The organism is Acinetobacter legionensis, assembly GCF_057165765.1.
Window position 1 is genome coordinate 2167480 of sequence record NZ_CM169896.1, and the last position, 24093, is coordinate 2191572.

Sequence of the window (24093 nt, forward strand, 5' to 3'; positions counted from 1 at the left end):
AGTATGAGCTTAATAAGTTTTGAAGAACAGTTACACCGTTGGAGACACGAACTTCATTCTAATCCCGAAACGGGTTTTGAAGAAATTACTACAGCGGAATATATTGCTCAACAACTAAAGAACATGGGTTTAGATGTTCATACCGGAATTGGTGGAACAGGTATAGTCGCGAACTTAACCGTTGGGAATAATCCTACTGTTATTGGCCTACGTGCTGATATGGATGCGTTGAATATCACTGAAACGACCGGTAAATCTTATTGCTCTAAAAATCATGGAAAAATGCATGCTTGCGGTCATGATGGTCATATGAGCATGCTGTTAGGTGCCGCTAAATTATTAACTGATAATCGTGATTTTAATGGAACGGTTAGATTTGTTTTTCAGCCCGCAGAAGAACATGGCCGCGGTGCAAAAGCCATGATGAGTGAGGGGTTGTTAGAACGCTTTCCAATCGATGAGTTTTATGGTGTGCATAATTGGCCAGGCTTACCAGCGGGTAGCATTTGCACGCGCGTGGGTGGAATTATGGCAAGTGAAGATAATTTCACAATTAAAATTAAAGGCAAAGGAACACATGCAGCTCGACCTCATATGGGCAAAGACCCTTTAGTGATTGCAGCCGAGATTATCTTAGCTCTCCAGACTATTATTTCACGCAACCTTGATCCAAGCGTTCCTGCCGTGATTTCTTGTACAGAAATTCATACTGATGGTATTCGTAATGCAATTCCTAGCAATGTTGTTATTACAGGAGATACGCGTAGTTACTCCCCAGATGTACAGGCAATGTTAGAAAATAGAATGCGTACCATTTGTGAAAGCATTTGCAAAATGCATGACGCCGAATGTGAATTTGAATATACACATGAATTTTCCCCAACCGTCAATCATGCGACTTGCGTTAATACTGCCGTTAACGCAGCAATGAATATTGTGGGTGAATCAAAAGTAGATGCAAATGTTCAAGCTATGATGGCTTCAGAAGACTTTGGAGCATTTATAGAAAAAGTACCAGGTTGTTTCGCTTTTATCGGAAATGGTGTTGAAGAAGATGGAAAGGGATTTATTCCTCTTCATAACTCTAACTATGACATTAACGACGATATATTAAGCGTTGGTGCCCAATATTTTGCTGAAATTATCAGAACCCGTTTGCCTTAATAAAAGGAAGAAATACAAAACGTATTTCTAATGATTTAACAGAAGGAACTGTTATGTCCATTTAATGCAGAATAACGTTAAACAAATTGAATTATAAATGAGGAGTAAATTTTTGAAATTTACTCCATGGGTAACTATATTCAATTTTTATAATGAGATATTTCACTGTTCTGCATTCTAAGGCATTTCCATTCCTCGAAAACCTAAATAAGTTTCAGAGGCAAGAATTATGTCAAACATTTTAAATCAGACGAAAGGATATCTGGATAGTAATAAATGGAATTCGCAAGATACTACATGGATGTTAGGGTTGTTTGGAACAGCAATCGGAGCTGGTGTTTTATTCTTACCCATTAATGCAGGAATTGGCGGTCTAATTCCATTGTTAATTACTATACTGTTAGCATACCCAATTACTTTTTTTGCCCATCGTGCATTTGCTCGATTCATTTTATCATCGAGTAAACCAGAGAGTGGTATTACTGGAGTAATTTTAGAGTATTGGGGAACTACTGCTAGTCGTATTTTTAATTTAATTTATTTTTGGGCAATTTATACGATTTTATTAGTATATGCAGTAGCAGTGACAAATACAGTTGAGTCTTTCATAACTCACCAATTGCATTTGGTTGCACCGCCACGTGCTTTATTGTCATTTATATTAATTTTCATTTTGTTATTTATTGTCCGTTTTGGTCAAGATATTACAATAAAGGTAATGAGTATTTTGGTATATCCATTTATTATATCATTAATTTTTATGGCTATTTGGTTAATTCCTCAATGGAATACTGCCATCTTTGAAAATTTTACGTTAACTTCAAATAATCATAATAATATCTGGATGACGTTATGGATGACATTTCCGGTTTTAGTCCTTTCATTTAATCATTATCCGATTATTTCACCTTTTGTAGTCAAGCAACGTAAAACATATGGTGAGATAGAAGCTGATAAAAAATGTGCACAAATTCAAAGATATGGTTATATCTTGATGGTGTGTGTTGTCATGTTTTTTGTCTATAGCTGTATATTAAGTTTATCTCCTCAAGACCTAGCATCTGCAAAAGAACAAAATATTTCGGTTCTTTCGTATCTTGCTAACCATTTTGACACTCCTGTAATCGCATGGGCTGCTCCTCTAATTGCTTTCATTGCCATTATGAAATCTTTTTTAGGACATTACATTGGTGCACATGAGACATTAACAGATATCATTTCTGATCAATGTCAAACGAAAGAAATTAAGCTAACCAAAGGAACTGTCGATAAAATTATTTTTATATTTATGATTTTGACCTGTTGGTTTATTGCTTATAAAAATCCAAGTATTCTCGATATTATTGTGAGTATTAGTGGGCCTACCGGAGCAATCTTAGTTTTATTACTCCCTATGTATGCTATACATAAGATTCCTTCACTCGTAGCATATCGTAATAAAGCTAGTAATGTTTTTGTTACATTGATTGGGATAATTACAGTTTCTGCAATTTTTTATAGTTTAGTCTAATGAGTAAAAGGGCAAAGCAAATCACTGCTTTGCCTTTTTATTTAAATAGGAATTGAAAGTGAAGCTTTATCTTTTTTCATAGCTACCAGTGTTTTAAAACGTTTTACATTATTATTTTTTATAAATAGTTTTTCAGAAATATCAGTATATTGATCCATGTCTTTGACTTGAAAAATTAAAACAAAATCCCATTCGCCAGCGACATAATAAGACTGTTGAATGTATTCACAGTTTGAAAATAACTTTCTTGTAATATCCAAATGTTCAAGCTGTTCACTTAAAATTTCAACCATAGTAATAATAGTAATGGGTAGACCTATAAAAACTGGCTCAATATTGGCTGTATAGGATTTAATTACTCCATCATCACTTAATTTTTTTAAGCGTCTATTTACTGCGGCTGTAGATAAATTTACGCGTTCACCTAAATCTTTTTGAGCAATTCGGGCATCTTCCTGAATAATCTTAAGGATTTTTAGATCAAATTGATCAAGTTGAACTTGTGGCATAATTTACTCTACTAATTCGAATGAATACGCAATAAAATTTTGTATGAGTACTCATTTAATCAAAAAAAATCAAGTTAAAGAAATATTATATCATTTGTCGGCAAATATTATGGATATATTAAAATGGATGATGTTAAGTCATTGCAAAAGAAACTTTCAATTGATGGTGAGCTTCTTATTAAAAAAATAATGAATTAAGTGAAATAGGTGTTGATTCGGACGTTGCGGGACGGATACGTATTTTATTAACCAATAATGAAAAGAAAGGCCGAGACTTAATTGTTAAGTGGATAAAGGAACTTGTTCTAAATATAGAATTAGTAGTCAAAAGGGCTTACCGTGAAGCTGGAGCTCTTTCATTACGTCCAATCGTTGTTGCTACTTTTACTAATGAGGAAGGCTCTCGATACCAACCAGATATGAAAAGATTCTTGGTGTATACCGGTGGAATACCAGTCCAAGAGATGCTGAGCTGTGGCAACAATAGCGTTGTGTAGGTCACAGTCTTGGATATCTTATTTGACTTATGTTTACCTAAAACTAAGTTCATACTATACTTATAATATAAATTCATAAGATTCAATCATTTAATATTCCATTCTAAAAAAGACTAAATAAAGGTTCATGAATCTAAAGCAATTAACTATTAAAGTTTTCCTTAACATACTAAAATATATAAATAACTTGATGATTACATATATTTTAGCTACAACCAATTAAGGTATTTAATGACAATTCAATGGAATAAATTAAGATCTTTTAACGGCTCTCAATACAATGCATTTGAGGAGTTAGTATGCCAATTAGCCAATGCCGAGAAAATTGACAACAAGAAAAAATTTATTCGAATTGCTGCACCAGATGGTGGTATTGAATCCTACGCGGAGTTAGATAGTGGTGAAATTTATGGATGGCAAGCAAAATTCTTCCAAAATTCATTTACAACTTCGCAATGGCAACAGATAGAAGCCTCATTCAAAGAGGCATTAAAAAACTATCCTACATTGACTAAATACTATATTTGTTGTCCCGTTGATCGAAACAATGCTTTCATTGATGGAAGAAATTCTTTTCTCCAAAAATGGGAAACATATACCGCTAAGTGGGCTCACGAAGCTGTGGAAATTGGTCGACATGTAGTGTTTGAGTATTGGGGAAGTTTTGAGCTAAATGATCGACTCAATCAAAAACATAACGTCGGCAAAAGAAACTATTGGTTCTCTGAACATGAGTTCTCATTAGATTGGTTTAGTAACCATAATCAGACAGCATTAGCAAATCTTGGGAATCGTTATACACCTAAAATTAATGTTGATCTTCCAATTTCAATAAATTTAGAAGCATTAACGAGAAGCAGTGTCTTCAAAGAAAAATTTACGAGAACCTGCCATATTTTATTAGCCGAGTTACATGAGTACTCTCAAAAACTAAAAGATGAAATATCTATTTTTGAGAGCTTAAAGTTAGTAATTCCTAAACTGAGACAAGAACTTGATCTGAATCAGTATGACTTATTAAGACTAATTCCTACTGACTTTCTTAAAGTTAATATTGAAAATACGTTAAATATTATAAATAAGCGCAGAGATCAACTATGGGATATAGAAAAGCGTAATGATAGCGAATCTTACCTGTTAAATAACTTAAATAAAGTATCAGAAGCTATTGTTGATTTGAAATCAGAGATCTGTTCTGAATCTACGCAGCTTTTCAATGGGAAAACTTTAATTTTATCTGGTGAGGCAGGACAAGGTAAATCACATCTATTGGGTGATTTTGTTAAAAACAAAGAAAAAATTAATGGGCATTTGTTTTTTCTTGGACAAGAATTTGTAGAAAAATCCAATATTTGGTATCAAATTTTAAATAAAAATCTAAGAATCAATTTACTTGAGAAAGATTTTTTATCAACTTTAGATACTATTGCCGAATTAAATAATGAGCGGTTTATACTTGTTATAGATGCTTTAAATGAGGGTGAGGGAAGAGCACTATGGTCTGCTCAGCTCAATGGCTTTCTACAGTTAGTTTCTCAATATCCAAGAATTGGTTTAATAGTTTCAATTAGAAATACATATAAGAAGATCATCTGTTCTCAGTTATCAAATGAATCCTTGGAACATATTTGTGAAATTCGTCATAATGGATTTCATGATATGGAATTTGATGCTTGTAAAATTTATTTTGATTATTACAAAATTGAAACCCCCAAAATACCATTGTTAAATCCAGAATTCTCCAATCCTTTATACCTGAAGTTATTTTGTGAAAGCCTAAAAATTCAGAACCTTAAGGCAATACCAAAGGGATTTAATGGCATATTTAATTTAATCAATTGCTATATAAAGGGCGTCAATCAGATTTTATCTGATCGACTAGATATAGATTCATCACTTAAGTTGGTGTATCAAGCAATTGATATAATCATTGAGTCTCAATTAAATCAACAATCCAATTCACTTAGGTATCAAGATATACACAGAAAAATTGCGAAAGCCTTAAGCAATGACATCTCTGATCACCATGCAAAGCAGTTTCTAGATCTTATGGTTAAAGAGGGCATAATTGCAAAAAATATCCCATATAGCGATGAAGAAGAAATAGTTTATTTTACATATGAACGGATGGGAGATTACCTTACTATTGAGTATTTAACTAATAAATATACTGACTTTGCCAGCTTATTAGAATGGATTGAGTCAAGTGAAAATAAGATATTGAATTTAGATAATTTCTATTACAACAAAGGTCTTTGGCAAGCCTTAAGTGTAATAGGTCCTACTAAATATAATATTGAATTGTTTGATTATTTCAGTTTTGATGATTACCACTTATGTGACTTTAAAAATTTAATTATTGAAAGCTTAGTTTGGCGCAATCCTAAAGAACTTAATCAAGAAAAGATTAGAAATTTTTTAAATACGGGAGCACTTTCTAATGAGAATTGGCATACTTTTTTTGATACTTTATATCAAGTAATAGCTGAAGTTGATCATTCTTTTAATGGACTTTATTTGCATAAGCTTTTATCCAAAAAGTCACTATCGTATAGAGACTCATATTGGACGAAATTGATCACCAAAGATCTTTACAATTGCCCTGCAATAGAGCGATTGATCAAATGGTGTATTAATGCTCCTAATCATTCAATAATTAGTAAACCTTCAATGGTGAATATTGCAATTGGTATATCTTGGCTCTTTACAACAACGAAAATACAGTTACGCAATGAAGTTACATTTGCCTTATCTTCATTGTTAATCGACCGATTAGATGTCTCGGTGGATCTTATAGATTATTTTTACAACACAAATGATCCATATGTTTTAGAACGGGTATTGTTAGCAATTTATAGTTCGATACTTAGTTCAAGTAATTTAGAAAATCTTCCTGAAATTGCAGACAAAATAGATAGGTTGATCTTTCAACCTAAAGAAGGTGAAGAAGTTTATCCAAATGTTTTAGTTAGAGATTACGCAAAAAATATTGTTCAATATTATTTATACAAGCACAAAGGGTCTTTAGATCAAATTGTAGCTGATGCAATAGCTCAGAGAATTACTCCACCATATAATAGTAAAATGCCCCAACATCTTCCTACTATTTCGGAAATAGACGAAAAATATAAACCTAATGATAAAGATCCGAACTTCAAAGATTATTATTACTCAGCAAATAGAATTTTAAGTTCAATGACAACAGAATATGGTCGTGGTACATGTGGCTATGGTGATTTCGGTCGATATACATTTCAATCTAAGTTTCACCGTTGGGAAAATGTGGTGAATGTAGATCTTCTTAGCAACTACGCATGTGAGCTTATTTTTGAAAAATATGGTTATGATGTTGAAAAACATGGAAAATTCGATAGAAATACAGGATACACATCTAGATATGAAAATAACGTTGAACGTATTGGGAAAAAATATCAATGGTTAGCGCTTTATGAAACTTTAGCTAAAGTTATTGATAATTATCAATATCCTATTAACTATTGGAACTACGACGGTGAATTAGTATGGTTAAAAAATATAAATGATCTTCATATTCGAGAGATTGATCCAGTATTTAAAATACATGTAAATCCGACTGAAGATAAAAATGAAATAAACATCCCGAAAATAAATTTCGATGATTGGGATGGAGATTTATCAACTTGGGTGATAAAGGAGGATCTACCTGATATCCATCCAATGATTGAGTTTGAATTGAACGGTGAGAAATGGCTTGTATTAGAACGTAACTTAGATTTTACTGAGCCAGAAGAATTTGGTGTCCATGATGAAAAGAATAAGAAAAACCTTTGGCTACAGATTAGAAGTTATTTCATTCCAAAATCCAAATTTCGAATAGCATTTGATTGGCTTCAAGAACAACACTTTATGGGTAGATGGATGCCTGAAGCTAACGAATTCCATGACTTACTTTGTAAAGAATATTATTGGTCTGATGCTTATAGAGAACAGATATTTGAAAATGAATGGAAAAAACTAGAAAGATGGGGCAATAATTCACCTCATAATGTAGATGTTATGCCTACAGCAGAAAGACATTCTTGGGAATCAAGTGGCGAAGAAAATGCTTATAGTTTCTTAGCACCTTGTAATTTATTGATCGAAAAACTTTTAATTAATTATGCAGATACATTAGGGTATTGGAATGATACGGATGGAAATTTAATTGCTTTTGATCCATCTGCTACGAGTTCAACATATAGTAAAAATGTCTTAGCAATAAGAAAATTAGATCTAATGAAATTTCTTAAAGAAAATAACTTAAAAATTTTTTGGACTGTGTTAGGAGAAAAGTGGTACAGAGGATCAAGCCATGGACGCGATGAAATTCCAAAATATAGATTAGAGTTTTCTAGTTTAATAGAAATATATTGTGGAAAGTTAAAAGGTGAGCCTAAACTTATCATCAAGAATTTTAAGTAAAGTTGGATTAATGATTTTAAATTAATCTATTTAACGTTCAAATATATTTTTAAGCTTAACCTGGCAGTCTATATTATCAATTAACTGCCAGATTATGTTTTAGATTGTATATTTTAAATCATGAAAAAATATTAAGTATTAGATAGGTTAAATATCATAATCTAATATTTTTTAAAAGGGTTTCCAAAAACGCTTAATGCAAGATATTTTGATGGATCATTATTCCCACTGTAGAATCTTCTATTTGTTTCATAAACAGCTTGAGCTACTGTTAATTTATCATGAATCCACTTGTTTAAGAAAACCTCAAACCAATATGGGGTCATCATAGCATTTAATGGCCAAGGTGAGGCAATGACGGTTTCACAACCATGTTTTAGTAATTCTCTTGGTAAACCCATCGTAGAAGATAAGTAAGGATGATTATCAAACCGACCAGCATTGCAAACAAAAAGTATAACTAATTCATTACTGGATAATTTTTGGGAAAAATCTTTGTAATGAATATTTATGGAACCCTCATCACTTATTGAAGAAAAAAGATTATTTTTATGATTTGTTCCACCATGAGCTGTGACCATAATCATTTTTGAATGATTTAAATTTTCAGGGATAAAATGACTTGTATCTAAATGTATACTAAAATTATCCAGAATATGCTCTTCAATATATATACCTTCTAAAGCTTTTAAAGTCATACTATCTTTAGAATCATCATTAGAAATCCAAGCTTTCATATTTTTATATTGATTATCACTATGTATCGTATTATTTAACCATGTAAGTGAAGGGGTTATAGATATAGGAAACTCTGTACCAATGAAGCCTTTAGAACTTAAAAAAATATTAGGGACCAATGAGTGAATTTCTGTATCAAAAATGAAAATGGTTTCACGATTCAATTCTACATTTATCCCTAATGATTCAATTGAATCAAAGAAAAGATTTGGATCGCTATTCATATCAAAGAAACCATATTCTTTTGGAAATTTTTTAGACCATTTTATAAATTCCTGTATTGAAAAATCATTCTCTATTTTAATATCAATTGATATACTTTCATTTTTTGTTACATGAGCAAGTATTAATTTTTGGTTCTGATTTAACCCCATGTATATAATATCAGTAATGTTGGCTACGTTCTCCAAAACAGAAATAAATTCATCTATATTTTCAAATAATTTAATCTGAGCATCAACGCTTTTTGAGTTTATATCTTTAATGCTTTGCTCAGAAAGCAGTTCAAGACAAAATAAAATCTCATATTTATTTTTTTCATTAATATTATTTAGATAGGCTTTCGATATTATTCCCAATTGGTTAAGATCTGTAGCTAAGTTTTCAGCGTAACTTCCTTTTATCTTTTTATATAAAGAAAAAATTGAATTAAAGTCCTCAAATAAAATAGACGAAAAAATTGAATTTAATGTGTTTTTTTCAAAATTTAAACTCTGAAAGAATGTTTCAAATTTATTTGTGTTTACATTATATGTTTTTAATATTTTATATATTTGAACAGCCAGTACTAATGATGGGTTGGTATCAGAACCAGAACTTAGTTCTTTCTTATAAAAATCTAGAACTTCTTCTAATAATTTTTCTAAATCCTCTAAATTTGACAAAACATGAAGCAATAGTTCTTTAAATTTAAAATTCAGACGCATAAAAATTAGCTCTGACTCTATAGAATTAAAAATATTAATATCGAATTTTTTAATATTAGATTCCATAACTTCTAATACTTTAGTGGCTTTATCATTAAATCTAAGATCTCTAAATAACCTACACATTAAAATTCCTGTTAGATAATAATAATTAATAGGAATACATCCTTCTTTTATTGAAAGAGCAAGACAAACTAGAGCATCATTAAAATTTGATAATCTATGAGAAATATCAGCAAAACCTAATAGTCCAATTCTTTTTCTTTGATTAGAATCTGTCAATATTAATAAATATTGTGAAAAATTTCTAATAGTTTGAATATCATAAATATGTAACAATTTACATAGCGAGATTCTTAAAAAATCAAGATCCCAATTTTTAAAATATGATACACGGGATAAATTATAAATAAAGTACAGTTCCTGATTGTAAAATTGTATAAATTCATCAGAAGGTATATGCTCATTATTAAACTCATCGATTAAACCATAGGAGTGTATACGTAGTAAATCATTTATAGTTTCTTGTTGAATCTGTGGATTTTTAAATAAATGATAACTCCCATCAAATATTACTATTTTACTTTCAAATAATTCATTCATTAACAATTCAGTATTTTCTTTAATAACATTTAGAGGGGTACTGATAGACTCCCTATCCAATTCAGTATTAGGCTGTAAGGAAAAATTACCTGATATAAATTTTTTTAGAAGAAATTGTAATATAAAAGCAAAACCGTAGCCATTATTTTGTGAAAATTCTACCAAATCAATCAACTTCTCCTTAATTGTGTTTATGGAAATATTACCTGCATTATTAAAGTCTAATAGATACTCAAGAGAAAAAAATAAAAAATTAAATATTTCATCATCTTTATCTAATTTGTCTGATATTTTTAAAAGCTCTTTAGTAAACAAATTATATTCTGAGTATGTTTTCTCTGAATTTAATAAAATTGAAAAATTTTGTAGTAAAACAAACCACCCTTGAAAGTCTTTTTTATTATTCAAATATTCTCTCGTAATTACAAATAAAGAATGCAAATATTTTTCATTAAGATTAGAACTCACACCTAAAGTATAAAAATAATAAAAATTATTAGATAGTATTTGATAATTCTCAGATAAAAATTTCAAATAACTTACTAAATTTTTTTCAAATGAATTACATAAAGCAAAATTATAAGCCTTTTCAAAATCTTTAGATTTAATAAGACTATTTATTTTATAAAGTTTTGATCTTTCACTATTTGGAAATATTTCTAAAATTTTATCAGATACCTCTTCATACAATTCAATACTTAAGTTTTCACATAATTCTGAAATATCTCTTAAACAGATATAGTCATCTGATAAAGAAAAGGCTCTTGTTAATAATTCAATTGTAATTTTTTTATTAAATTGTTTTTTTGCTACTTTTGCTAGTGATATACATTCATGTGCCGATAAAATATTAATATTAATTTTTTCAAAAATTTCATTAATTTGCTTTTGGAAAATCCCTTTTTCATCCTCAAATTCTGAGTAAATTTGTATTTTTAAAAAATCTTTATTGTAGGTATTATCTAGACTATCAATATATTCATTAATCTCTAAAAATGATTTTTTTTCAATAATTTCTTTAAGTTTTTTAATTATATCAAGCTCTTCATTAATTAATGAGTTAGTGAAACCTTGAATGCTTAGGTTTTCTATTTCTTGTAAAGGCTCTAAAAAGTCGATTTCTATTGAATATAGATCTGTATCAAAAAACAGATAGTTGTTATTTAAATTATTATTGAGATATATTATATTGTTCACTAAATTAAAATAGGGGATTTCCATCCTTTCTAACTGTCTATTTTTTAATACTTTGAGGACTTCTGTATTTTCAATAGAATTTGTATATTTTTCAATATTAAAAATTACTATAAATGAATTTTCATTATTTTTAATTATGCTTTCTAATTCAGCTATTTCATAAGTTTTTGTTTTAATAAAATTTATATCAATTTCATCTGAAAATTTTTCAAATAAAGATTTATCCATTGATGAACTATTTTCAATAATTACTACTTTTTTATAAATAAAACCTCCATTTTTATAACGAATTAATAATGCAGAATGCATAATAATATATTCTAAGTATAAATTTATATCTTTTTCATTTCCCGAAAAAAGCAAATCAATATTTCCTGGAAGAGGGAGGTTTTGTTCATTCTTTATTCTATTTTCAAAAAGTTCTAAAATTGCCTTATTAGTATCACTCATCATATATCTCTATAAATACATTTATGTTTAATTGAATGTTATTGATTTTATTATAAAAAAATTATTTTTAAAATATTATTTAATTTTTTTCTTGAAAATATTGAATTAAAGAATTAATAGCCTTGATTTTTATTTTCAAGCTATTAATTTCTTTGCTTTTCATTTGTCGCAATTGTTCAATTTTAAACTGGATATCAGGAAATTGACCTTTTAAATCATGTAATGCTTCAATTTCTTCTTCTAGTGCAGTGATTTCGCCCTCAGACTCTTCTTTTTTCAAATTTAGTTCTTGGAGGGTAGATGTTGGCTCAATGCAAAACTGTGATCGTAGATCATGCAAATTTTCTGCTTCGGTATAAGTGGTTTGTCCATATCTACTTTTTTCAACATCAATGGTTAAATAACCATCTTTAACCAATCGAAGTATCAACCGATAAACACTTTGATAGTTAACATTACTATCTACTACTTTCAAAAGTTTAACTTTATCCCAAAAATCTACAGTTTGCCATGACTCAATATTATAGCTACAGAATACACGTGAAAGTTCTTTGAACATTGGTAAGTTTTGAATTTCCATATTCAGCACTCAAATAATGAGGATTATAGTCCGTGGATTAAAACACTTCAATTCCTGATAGTTCTTGTATTTACGATTGTCACCTATGAATCAAGAACTAGCATTGTCGATTGGCTCTAAAATCAGAGAAACTCGGAAAAATAAATATATTAGCCAAGAACAATTAGCCTTGTTAACAACGATTGATCGTAGCTATTTAGGGCGAATTGAAAGGGGTGAAATCAGTATTACGGTTGAAAAACTCTATCAAATTTCACATACACTCAATGTTGATCCTAAAATCTTACTCTCGTGATAAATATTTTTTGAGAAGGTGAGGAGCTAGTAGATGATCTATCTTCAAGTTAGTTCTTAACTTTACCTCTTCAATAATACCTATAAGTGTTTCTGTATTTTGATTAAGTTGTGACTCCAAATCATCAATTTGTGTGCGCAGATTTTTATTGGTATCTGTAAGAGCTTGTCTTGTCTTTTTATTCACATAAAGTTGTTGTTCTTTAGTCTTTAGGTGTAGTGGAGAAATCTGCTGTGATACATACAGAGATATGAGCTTCTTCCTTTCAGCCGAACTTAATGTACTTAGCCCACCTGAGATAAAGCCCTTAGCTGTTAGACGATTATGAAGAGTTTTGTGCGAAATAGGGGATTTTTCAAAGCCTTCAATCAACATCATTTGCAATTCTTGTTCGATGACTTCGTCTAATTGTTTACCACGTAACATATCAGGCTTCCTTAGTCTCAATTTTTTGCTGTTCTATAGCGAACAGTTCACTTAAGGTTGTTGGTAATTTAGTGATAGCATCACCATAAGGAAAAACAGGAATAGGCGTTAAATTCATTTGCCTATCAAGTGCTTTTGTTTTTAAATCACTTAAATAAAGTAATTTTTGACGTAAATCCTCAAGCATTTCTCTATAAGATAAATCATGGACTACGATTTGCTCTATATGTGCAAACTCATCCAGCAACTTATTCAAAGTATGCTGTAGGGCTTCTAATTCACCTTTACGGCCAGTTAAAGCAAAGTTTCCACATTGATCACCTGGGCTAGACGTTTAGGGCAATCATGTACAGCGACTTCACGCATACATCCACCAAAAGGCAAGGGGTGTAAACAAGCATGGCGTTGGACTAGGGAGTCTGCTAATGAATTATCTTCTTTAGCCAATTCATTAAATGACTCTGCGATATCTTGAAAATATTCATCAAAGAAAGATTCCTTTACATAATTCGCTACTTCATTTTTCGAATCAAATGTTTGTAAATTCATTTTTAGATTATTTTCTAGATCCAATTGGTCTGAAAAGTACATCAATCCATCATTTTTAATAGAATCTACTGGATAGTCTGGCTTTAGGTTTTGTTTATCATTTTCGCAAAGTGCCAATTCATGTTTTTCTAGTAAACTAGCTGTGACTTTACGTTGTTTTAAGGCTAAGTGTTGATAATATTGGTTTTGCTTGATGTCTACACGCCCCATGAGCATTGCTTGTAAATGTTCAGCTAAACCACTGAGAGCAAGAAAAGTATTGATATTGTGGCGTGGTATATGTGAGGATAATTTCGAGTGCTCAGTCTCATTTTCTAATAAATTATATTTCATAAAAGCTGAAATATTACGACTATTACCTAAAAACCCATTTATTGCAAAAAGGTTTAAAGGAATTACATTCGTCTTATTAAAAAATGATCTATCAAGTGTTGCAGACCTATATTCATGTAAAAATAGGATATCTTCAAATGCAATTTTTTCTATTTTCCCTTCATAATTAAAGACATGATCAATAGGAAATTCAGAATCATAATCTGCTATTCCCCCTATGAATTTATTAAGATCATCTTTTAAAAAATATTTTTTTCTCTCAGAACCTATCTTAAGTTCTTTATAAATTGGAATATTTTTAAGTGTTTTAATAATAACTTCACGTTGTCCAGCTCGACCTCTATATGTATCTTTAACACCAAAAATCGTACCAATCAGATCATCTATTTCGACATAAGCTTCACCAATTTCATCAATAGATTTTGGTAAAAAATCTGAACATTTTTTTGACCTGATATAATAAAGATGCACTCTATATTCTTCTGTAAGACCTAATACCGACTGAAATATTGTCTCAACTAAATTTGCAGATAATGGTTCAACCCAGTGAATTCTGAAGCCAGCTCCTTTCGCACCATGGTATTGAATTCCTAATGTGTATTGCTTGATACCATCTAGGGTTAGGTGCTCCTTAGTTACTGGATCAAGTATAGGTTGCTTGATCAATGCATCTGTTTTTAGAAGAATAGCTTCCGTTGAACGCAAACCAGTGACAATGAGTAATAATAAAAGATTCAGAACGATTTTTTCACCATTCGTTTCACACAAACTAATTAAGGACACAATATTGATAAATGTCCGAATAGAAATCAGCTTCTCTTTATCTAGACGATCTTCATCAAGCTCTAGTTGATCTATTAAAGCTTTGGTTTTCTTAGCATTTGGGGTTCTATTCTGACTGTTTATATATAGGTATTTTTGAGAAAATTCTAAAGCTTGTTCAGTAAAACCGTAGTGATTTAACATCTCCTGTAATCTAAGGTATGTACCAGCATGATCAGGAAGATTCGTTTTACTTGAATTTTCTGCCAAAATTTCAAAAGACTTATTTAATATTAATGTAGATAAATGGCAGGGATGTATACCCTCAATGTTTTCAGCATATAGTGCGCTGTACCAACGCTTAAGTATTAGAAATTCTGCATATAGCTTTTGGGGCGATGCTTTAGAGTTAGATTTTCGATAGCTAAGTATTAATACTGATTTAATAAATTCTTGAAAAATGGGATCAATGGTATTGTTTTCGATACCTTTCAATTTTTTAATCGTGCAAAAAGTGAAATGTGTTTTACCACTTCTTGATAACAGCCAACCAGATCCTACCGTACCACCATACCAAGAGGGATCGTTCCACTCCCATTTAAAATTAGATTGTAAATTTTGATTAAAATATTCTTTCTGTTCATTGATGAATGCATTATATTTTTCAAGATTCATAATGATCTTCCTTACGCATCGCACAACGAGCAATTACAGATTCAAGTTCAAATTTTGTTGATTCATGAATTCTGATTAAAGGATTTCTAGAAACACCAATACCATCAGATAGTCTGATCAGATCATTAATTTCATTTTGAACACTTTCTAGAACATTACTATGATTGGCATCAATAAAAGGATGAAAATACATGCAACCATAGCAGTTACGTACAGGTTGAAATAAACATTTGTCTTTGTAAGAACACCCACCAATATCGTAATGAATTTTGCTACCAATATTTCCAAGAACTTTTTTTTGATTCCAATCTTTTTTATAAATTAGTCTTCCAGTCATGAGCATGGCGATCATTTGTCTGTACAGAGAATTTTTACCAAGTGCTTGTGCTCTAATTTGAGCTAATTCAGGAGTAGAAAAAATATAATGTCTAGCAGTTACAACAGAAGAGTGACCTAAGATATATGCAATTTCTTCAGCAGAAGACCCTGCCATTGCCAAAATATAGCCAACATGATGCCTAAAATCAGAAAATGAGTACTTTTGCTTTATCATCTCATCTGCAAGAACAGCTTCTTTGTACTCTTCGGGAGCAAAATCAAATAATTGTGTATTAATCGCTTTTGAGCAAAAACGTGCAGAATTTTCGCCTAAATCAAATAACTTATCTTTTGGACTTAAGTTAAATCTTTCGATATAAGCAATAATGATTTCAGCAACTTCTTCTGGTAATTTCACTGCGATCTTTTCATGTAAATAACGTGCTTGTTTTGCATAGGGAATTAGTATGCTATAGCGATGAAAATGATCAGTAGTGCGTGTGGTATCTATTTTTATGTCTTCAGCAGATAGCTTTGCTAATTGTACAGGTCTAAGACCAGTTACATACACCAAACCAAGTATTGATGAGTAAAGTAGTGTTTGTTTATCGACACCCTGAAAATCATCTTTGATCGCTTGGTTTAACTTGATAAAGCCTTGTTGAATCATTGAAATGAGAGGGTAATCAATCGCATCTTCGTATTGCTGGTAATATAATCTTGAATTAAATGCTTTAGGACGTTCAAGAAATTCCAACTCATATTCCTGATCAAGATCAAAGCATGAAAAATTCTCGAGAAATAGTAGCTTCACCAAAAACTTAAAATGATAGTAGTATGTAGAATTATCGGCTTTTGCTAAATCAATCAATAAAGATTTCGCATTCTGATAATCAAGCTTTAAGCTTCTAGTTTTTAGCGACTTGATTGCAAAAGTGTAAGCCTGTAATTTAGCTTCAAGTGCAGATGGTGTATTTACTTGAATGTAATTAGCAAGAAAAAATTTAGCCAATTTTTTCTCTGCCGTACTGAAGTTAGAGAAGTTTAAGTGAAGTTTTTTCCCTGAATAAGAAAAACTCCAAACATCGTTAGATGTTTGAATGAACTTGCTATCAAATTTATCAGCTCTATGAAATCGAATGATTGTCGGTAAGTGTAATGACTCTATGAGCCTAAGGTCAGCATCGTGGAAAATAATAAATTCACTAGGATTATCATCAATTTTTTCAAAATCTAGACTAAGTTGGGACATATTTTTATCAATCAAAATTTAATACTGGAATCTATGATCCGAGCCAAGTTCATAAAATTAGCACGTTCTACAATAAAGCGTTTACCATAATATATAGGCATTGTAATCGTAGGTGACCAACCACCTAAGGCTCTCAGATCATCTTGTGCCTTTAGCAGAGCATCATTTACACTTTGTTTGAGATCAGAGTGACTAACATTTTCTTTCTTATACTTCTCAAAAGAATAGCTTAACATCATATAAGCCCAGGAATGTCTACATACGTGTGGAGTTAGACGTTCTATTGAGTCATAAGCTGAAGTATCAAAACATTCAGGTAGCAATGCTTTTAATGACAAATCTACCTGATCAAATATCTTTTTAACACTGGCATAACTTAAAGCAGAGTAGGGAGGCTTTAAGGAAGTAAATAAGATTTGTGAAGGAATTTCTTTTCGTATTTCATTTATATAAATTTGAAGAATTCTATAATCTCTCTCCTGTAGTTTAATTACTCGGTACGAGTATTCATTCTTGATTTTTGGTTTTTTTGATCGATCATCGAATTCATCATCTGTATTTGTAATAATTAGACTAAAATTATGATTCTGAATTGATTTTTTAATAGAATTGGTTGTTAGTAGCATAAGCTCACCAATTCTAAGACCATAATTAAGCATGAGATGTATGATCAGAAAGTTTCTGAGTTGTACGTTTTTTGACTTAAATGGGTTTAAAATATTGTATTTATTAGAATTGCTTGGTGAGATAATTAAATACAATCCTTTAATCATCTCATCATTCATACTTTTGAACGAATAATTGATTTCACTTTTAATTGTTTTATTAGACTTTGAAAAGTTGTTTATAATTTTTTTCTTTATAGTCATATATTTATTTAAATTTTCTTTAATTTTTTTGATTTCCTTCAGTGAAAGTTGTGGCTGAGATTGGATAGTTAGATATTCATCAATCAAAAAGCTGTAAAACTTTAGAAAAGATCTAATTCTATGGCCAATTGTAGTGTAGTTAGTATGTTCTGCATTTCTTAATCTTATAAGATTACTTTCAATTTTTCTTTTATTTTCTAAATAGATAATGAAGTTATCAATTTCACTTTGAATGATTTCAAAATTATAGGACGACGAATAGAAAGATTCACAAAAGGACGTGGCAAACTTTTCAAACCAAAAACCATACCAAAATTTTAATGCTATCAAATCTGCATGTTGCGTAGAGATACTTTGAAATCTAAGAAATTTCATGGTGTACAGCATAGGGTACAAACATGGACAAGATGAATCCAGATCAAATAAAAGAATAATTTGATTTTCGTTTGAGACTTTCTTTTCTAAATGAATTGTTTTTAAAGCAAACATAGTAAAGTTTATGAAGTATTCTTGAGGTCAACATAACATATTTTATGATTGAAATAGAAATTAGTTAAGTTATTGAATTATAGTTTAAGAAGGAAGAATATGAAGTTACTGTTAGGTGTATCTGATTTAACATAATATACATTATGCGAAATCAAATAATAAGACTTTAAAGCTATCAATTAATCTAAAAATGAATTTTATCTCGATGCATTTCTACAATCATTAACCAAGCTTTGGTTGCTGGACTCATTGCTACAGTCGTATTCCAAGCCATACTCAATGTCCAATGTAATTTAGGCTCATTAAGGATTGCTGAACAAAACTTCCCCTGATCTAGCTGATCACAATAAATTTTGGGTAATATAGCGATCCCCATATTAAACTCCACCATTTTGGTGATAAAGTCCCACTGGCTACTTTTACATACGACTTTTGGTTCAAAACCTACAGAATTTGCAGCCTGTATAATCATCTTATTTAATGTAAAAGAATCAGCGTAAAGTAAAAAAGTTTCTTCTTTAAGTTCATGCAAATTTACTGAATCTCGTTGATTCCAGTGTGAATTTTTCTTTGCTAATAAACACATTGGTGAATCTATCACAGGAATTGCCGCAAAACTTGGCCTTAAATTACCGAGTAAAATTCCAACATCAATACTTTTATCAGCAATTGCTTCCTCAATACCATTGGCACCGACTTCTAAGAATTTCAATTGAATATCGGGATGATTTTGGTGAAATAAAGCAATTAAAGGACTAAGTAATACCGAACCTAGTGGTGGTAAGCCTATGGTTAATTTACCTTTTTTTAACTGCTGTACTTGATTTATATTATCAAATATTTGCTTTTGTTCATTTAAGATATTTAAAGCATGTTGATAAATTAATTCACCAATATAAGTAAGCACAACTTCCCTTTTTCTTCCAGCTTCACCTTTTTTAAACAAAGCTATACCAAGTTCTTCTTCTAAATGTTTAATTGATTTACTGATTGTAGGCTGTGACATAAACAAACGATCAGCAGCCAAAGTAAAACTTTCACAATTGACAATTTCTACAAAAATTTTAAGATTTTTAATGTCCATTAATTATTCCAAAAACGCATAATTATGATTTAATTATTCATAATATGATGTGATGTTTGCAACTAAAATAACTCATCTTTTTAAAATATCTGCAATAAAATGTCTACGAGTACTCAAAGCCATCAAATTTCATCAATCTATAAAGTCACATTGCAAATTGGGCTTTTAATTTTGATTTGGTGGATTGGTTCAATCATTCAAAAACAATTTAATTTACCTATTTCGGCAGCTGTGATTGGCTTATTTATGGTTTTGATTGGGCTCATGACAGGTATTTTTAAGTTAAATTGGATTAAATCAGGCTCAGATTTCATTCTAGGTGAATTGGTACTATTTTTTATTCCTTGTTTTATCGGGTTAATGAAATATAAAAACCTATTTATGACTGAGGGTTGGCAACTGATTGTGGTGGTTGTACTGGGTACAATTTGTGTGATGGTATTTACTGCTTATAGTGTGCATATAGGTTTTAAACTAGAGCGGAAGTTGAAACAACGTCATGTTCATAAAACCGTACATGTATTACAGGGAGATAAATAATGTCTGCCATTTCAATATTTTGCCTAGTGATCACATTAGTTGCGTATGTGTTGGTCAAAAAACTTTATCGTAAATTTCCATATTTAATTTTATCTCCAGCAATTTTGGTTCCGATTGTTTTAATCATCATTTTACTGTCAGCACATGTTTCTTATGATGCTTATATGCTTGATAGTCAGTGGATTATATGGATGTTAGGGCCTGCAACTGTTGCCTTTGCAATCCCAATTTTTGAATATCGCCAAATCATTAAAGAACATCTCATTTCAATTTCAATGGGTGTAGTCATTGGTATGCTTGCTGGAATGATCAGTGCATTCTACCTTGCCAAGTTATTTCATTTTGACCAAACAACAACCTATAGTCTAATGGCTCGTTCAATCTCTACACCATTTGCAATGGAACTAACAACCCATATCGGCGGTTCTGTTGAACTGGTGATTTTATTCACCATGATTACTGGGGTGACTGGTATGTTAATTGGTGATTTGATATTGGGTGGATTAAGACTGAAATCAAGCTTTGCGCAAGGTGCGTCTTTGGGTAATGCAGCACATGGTTTTGGTACAAGTAAAGCTTATATGCGTGATAAAGATGAAGGTGTTATTGCTAGTTTAACCATGGTTTTAGCTGGTATTTTTATGGTATTGGTTGGACCTTTTATTGTACATCTCATTGTCTATTTACTAAATTAATCCGTACAGTATCGATTTGGATGTGCTGAATCTCTTTTCTGCAAAGAGATTCATTTATCTTTGAATCGTTTGTAATGTTTTAGGTAAAAAATTAATCAATAGCAAACCAAGCAATGCTGAAAGTCCAGCAAGGATAAAAATATATTCTCCTGATAATTTTTCCCAATATTGCCCAGCTAAAATACTGCCTGACGCAACACCAAGTCCCCACATGGTACTATATAGCGCTTGTCCTCTGCCCTGTTGTTTGGCTGCAAAGTTCTGCAAAATGACCCGCATTGCAATAATATGAAATAAACCAAAACTAAATGCATGAAACGTTTGAGAAATAAATTGAATAATGAAAATTTCTGAAAATAAACCTGCCAAAATAAATCGAATACTGGTCATGATTAAACAAAGCGCGACTAAGCTTCGCCATGAAAAACGATTTAGGAAGAAATTTGCATAGTTAAACATGATAATTTCAGCAATCACACCAACTGACCATAAAAAGCCAATCTGAGTTGTACTGTAACCAGCAAGCTTTAAATAATTACTATAAAAACTATAAAATGGTGCTTGTGCAAAAAGCATAATAAATTCAATGATAAAAAATGAAAAAACCACAGGTCTTTTTAGGATGGGAAGCAATGGCTCTAATATTTTTTGTGCACTTGGTGCTGCGCTAGGTTCCTTAATCGAAAAGGACCAAATAAAAGCTGTAAATGCAATACATAACAACATCATCGGTAAATATTGAATTGCAATAAATTCTAAAATCGCACCGATACTAAATACGCCAATAATAAATCCAATAGAGCCCCATTTTCTAATTTTTCCATACAATGCTGTATGTTGATTACCCAGCCAAAACAGCGTTACACCTTCAAATTGCGCAAGTATGGCATTTTGAAAGAAGCTAAAAATCAACATCAGAAATGCAATTGATTGCATATTGTTGGGAATAATAAAAATCAAAAACCAGATTGTAGCTTCCATCCAGGTTGCCACACGTACCCATAACATTCGTTTGCCCGTTTTGTCTGCGATAAATCCCCAAATAAAGGGTGCAAATATACGGGTTAAAATGGCTATAGAGGACAGTAATCCTATTTCTTGATAATTAAATCCTTGATCTTGAAGATATAAGCTCCAATACGGTAAAAAAGTTCCAACTATTGAATAATACCAAAAGTAGAATCCACTCAGTCTGTATTGGATTGGCATGGCTTGCATATCGTTGCATTCACTTGGATTTTCAAACAGTTAGAAGAATAAAGCGTTGTATAAGTTTGTACTCAAAAGCACTCATCCGTAGTTCAACTGTATACTGCTAAAAAATATTATTTTTTCAAAAACCCATAATACTCTGTTATATATTTAATGTCTTTTAATAAAAATATATTTTGCTTATTTGGTAAAATTACTAGATTCGTAACAGACTCACGAGGCACTAAATTTAACGCAAAACACCTAACACCTTGATAATTGTCAAAGATTGAGCTGTTAATCTCGATATTACTAGACCTACATTTAGGTTGGTTATTGTAAAAAAAGATCATGGATATGCTGCATATATATTTAACAGCCAATAACTCGGAAAAAGAAATTTAGACTTATTATATTGCAAATCATTGTTTTACCTTATAAGTATAGGAAGCTATCAAATTATATTTAGATTAGTTTGTTATGATCGATATTCAAATAATACAGTAAATTAAATCTTAAACAAAAAGTATTGTAAATTAATAAGAATAAATTATGCTCTCTAAGTCTATATTTAGTGATTAAAAATTCAAAATAACAATTTAAAAATATTGGCACCCCCAAATTTCTCTTCGCTTGGGTTGAATTTGTTCCACTAGTAAAAATAAAGTAAATAAAGGCATTATATACATCATTGGCTCCATCCACGCTATACATAACCACATAAATGGCCAACAAGCTCCTACGCAGTACCAGGCTTTTTTAATTCCAAATTTAAAATTATCAATACCAGACTGAAGCCCAAAAGGATTAATTTTTGCAGGAAGATGACAGCGATTTAGACTGATTTTTTTATATGGAGTTATCTGCCATAGAACTAAAACAACAATAATAAAGCATGCCAATATTATTTGGTTATGTAATAATTCATTTAAATAATGTGTCAAAATTGAGAGTAAAATACCAATAAGTGTCCAAAAAAACATATAGCCGATAAAAAACAATATTAAACTTAACTTCCTTTTTCTCTTAAAGTTCTTTTTCTGAACATCCTCTACAGATAAAAAAAGTAATGGTCAACAGCTTGATGGTATTACACAAAAACAAATTAAATCTGATTTGGATAATAATTTAATCATGGCTTTTACCCCATTAGATTTTTTACAAAAAATTGAAAGTAGTAATAGCGACATCAAAATAGGTCAACAACAGCTTAATTTTAATATTAGTAAAGTCTTTGGTATAAGTAATGAAAAATTTAACGCTGATTTAGCACTTCCTTATGGCAATAATTTAAACCGCTATTTAACTTTAAATGGGATTGATGAATGGACCTTAACATCTACTCTTGCGAGACATCCTTTCCATATTCATGTGAATCCTTTTCAAATTCAATCCGTATATAAGGTTGATGGTTCAAACAATCGTATAGGTGGAGATATAACTTTAGAGAAAAATACTAATCCTTTATTTAATGGTTTAAATGGCGTATGGAAGGATACTCTTTTTGTTCCAACGGGTTATGAGATTGTGGTCAGAACCAAGTATGAAAAATTCACAGGAGACTTTGTATTACACTGTCATATCTTAGATCATGAAGATCAAGGCATGATGCAAAATGTCCGTATTTGTGATCCGAATGATAAAGATTGTAAAACAAGACCATTTGGATCTGTCGTACCTGCAGGACTTCATTCACATGCACATTAAATGTATTCGTTCAGTTCTGATCAGACATTGATATTGAAAAAGAGAAAGTTACCCATTTTGATAAAGGTGTCGAATCTTAATCAAACAAAGGTAACTTTCTTATGTTTTATACTAACAATCAAACCATCAAGCACAAAGTAGGCTTACTCAATTTAATAACAATTTTGTTCCAGCAAAAATTACTTCTTAAAATCAAATCATAGTAGATAAAACATAATAAAAACATTCTTAACGCCTTCACCTTTACCAGAGTTAAGTAAAAAGGCAGAAGATAAAGTCATATTAGCAAACTGG

The 24093-nt window shown here is 30.7% G+C and carries 16 protein-coding genes and 1 pseudogene; 7 read left to right on the top strand and 10 right to left on the bottom strand.

Features of this window, described 5'->3' with window-relative positions; translation table 11 throughout:
* Positions 1 to 3 precede the first annotated feature (3 nt).
* Both AC2G3J_RS09930 and AC2G3J_RS09935 read left to right on the top strand, forming a co-directional pair.
* Positions 4 to 1164: a M20 aminoacylase family protein gene (locus AC2G3J_RS09930; protein WP_483771041.1), complete on the top strand. Its 1161-nt coding sequence runs from the start codon at positions 4 to 6 to the stop codon at positions 1162 to 1164.
* Positions 1165 to 1393: 229 nt separating this feature from the next.
* Complete coding sequence (locus AC2G3J_RS09935) at positions 1394 to 2674, top strand: aromatic amino acid transport family protein (RefSeq protein WP_483771042.1); 1281 nt, start codon at positions 1394 to 1396, stop codon at positions 2672 to 2674.
* 41 nt (positions 2675 to 2715) lie between these two features.
* On the opposite strand, the gene AC2G3J_RS09940 is transcribed toward AC2G3J_RS09935, so the two are convergent.
* Positions 2716 to 3183 carry an Lrp/AsnC family transcriptional regulator gene (locus AC2G3J_RS09940; RefSeq protein ID WP_002065492.1) on the bottom strand — a complete coding sequence of 156 codons (468 nt, stop codon included), beginning with the start codon at positions 3181 to 3183 and terminating at the stop codon, positions 2716 to 2718.
* Positions 3184 to 3911: 728 nt separating this feature from the next.
* On the opposite strand from AC2G3J_RS09940, the gene AC2G3J_RS09945 reads away from it, so the two are divergent.
* Entirely contained in the window at positions 3912 to 8120 is a 4209-nt protein-coding gene (locus tag AC2G3J_RS09945) for an NACHT domain-containing protein (protein ID WP_483771043.1), read from the top strand.
* 161 nt (positions 8121 to 8281) lie between these two features.
* Here the strand turns inward: AC2G3J_RS09945 and AC2G3J_RS09950 are convergent, their stop codons facing one another.
* Both AC2G3J_RS09950 and AC2G3J_RS09955 read right to left on the bottom strand, forming a co-directional pair.
* Complete coding sequence (locus tag AC2G3J_RS09950) at positions 8282 to 12034, bottom strand: CHAT domain-containing protein (RefSeq protein WP_483771044.1); 3753 nt, start codon at positions 12032 to 12034, stop codon at positions 8282 to 8284.
* Between the two features lie 79 nt (positions 12035 to 12113).
* Positions 12114 to 12614: a hypothetical protein gene (locus tag AC2G3J_RS09955; protein WP_348924760.1), complete on the bottom strand. Its 501-nt coding sequence runs from the start codon at positions 12612 to 12614 to the stop codon at positions 12114 to 12116.
* A gap of 85 nt (positions 12615 to 12699) precedes the next feature.
* Here AC2G3J_RS09955 and AC2G3J_RS09960 point away from each other — a divergent pair, with 85 nt between their 5' ends.
* Positions 12700 to 12909, top strand: a complete 210-nt coding sequence (locus tag AC2G3J_RS09960; RefSeq protein WP_483771045.1) for a helix-turn-helix domain-containing protein — start codon at positions 12700 to 12702, stop codon at positions 12907 to 12909.
* Here the strand turns inward: AC2G3J_RS09960 and AC2G3J_RS09965 are convergent.
* From AC2G3J_RS09965 to AC2G3J_RS09985, 5 genes and pseudogenes are all read right to left on the bottom strand, one after another.
* Entirely contained in the window at positions 12898 to 13335 is a 438-nt protein-coding gene (locus AC2G3J_RS09965) for a hypothetical protein (protein ID WP_348924759.1), read from the bottom strand. The genes AC2G3J_RS09960 and AC2G3J_RS09965 overlap by 12 nt on opposite strands.
* 1 nt (position 13336) lies before the next feature.
* Positions 13337 to 15654: pseudogene (locus AC2G3J_RS09970) on the bottom strand (hypothetical protein).
* Positions 15644 to 17224 carry a tyrosine-type recombinase/integrase gene (locus tag AC2G3J_RS09975; protein WP_483771046.1) on the bottom strand — a complete coding sequence of 527 codons (1581 nt, stop codon included), beginning with the start codon at positions 17222 to 17224 and terminating at the stop codon, positions 15644 to 15646. The pseudogene AC2G3J_RS09970 and the gene AC2G3J_RS09975 overlap by 11 nt, the downstream one beginning before the upstream one ends.
* An 11-nt stretch (positions 17225 to 17235) precedes the next feature.
* Positions 17236 to 18582, bottom strand: coding sequence for a site-specific integrase (locus AC2G3J_RS09980; RefSeq protein ID WP_483771047.1), 1347 nt, complete (start codon positions 18580 to 18582; stop codon positions 17236 to 17238).
* A gap of 184 nt (positions 18583 to 18766) precedes the next feature.
* Positions 18767 to 19666: a LysR family transcriptional regulator gene (locus AC2G3J_RS09985; RefSeq protein WP_336951132.1), complete on the bottom strand. Its 900-nt coding sequence runs from the start codon at positions 19664 to 19666 to the stop codon at positions 18767 to 18769.
* Between the two features lie 99 nt (positions 19667 to 19765).
* On the opposite strand from AC2G3J_RS09985, the gene AC2G3J_RS09990 reads away from it, so the two are divergent.
* Both AC2G3J_RS09990 and AC2G3J_RS09995 read left to right on the top strand, forming a co-directional pair.
* A complete protein-coding gene (locus tag AC2G3J_RS09990) occupies positions 19766 to 20206 on the top strand; it encodes a CidA/LrgA family protein (RefSeq protein ID WP_419328894.1) in 441 nt (146 codons plus the stop codon).
* On the top strand, positions 20206 to 20901 hold the full coding sequence (locus AC2G3J_RS09995; protein WP_419328893.1) for an LrgB family protein: 696 nt from the start codon (positions 20206 to 20208) through the stop codon (positions 20899 to 20901). Before AC2G3J_RS09990 ends, AC2G3J_RS09995 begins: the two co-directional genes overlap by 1 nt.
* Positions 20902 to 20955: 54 nt before the next feature.
* Here the strand turns inward: AC2G3J_RS09995 and AC2G3J_RS10000 are convergent, their stop codons facing one another.
* Positions 20956 to 22119, bottom strand: a complete 1164-nt coding sequence (locus tag AC2G3J_RS10000; protein ID WP_483771048.1) for an MFS transporter — start codon at positions 22117 to 22119, stop codon at positions 20956 to 20958.
* Positions 22120 to 22691: 572 nt separating this feature from the next.
* A complete protein-coding gene (locus tag AC2G3J_RS10005; protein ID WP_483771049.1) occupies positions 22692 to 23093 on the bottom strand; it encodes a copper chaperone in 402 nt (133 codons plus the stop codon).
* A 133-nt stretch (positions 23094 to 23226) separates the two neighbouring features.
* Between AC2G3J_RS10005 and AC2G3J_RS10010 the strand changes: the two genes are divergently transcribed.
* Positions 23227 to 23799, top strand: coding sequence for a multicopper oxidase domain-containing protein (locus AC2G3J_RS10010; RefSeq protein ID WP_483771050.1), 573 nt, complete (start codon positions 23227 to 23229; stop codon positions 23797 to 23799).
* Positions 23800 to 24093: the final 294 nt, after the last annotated feature.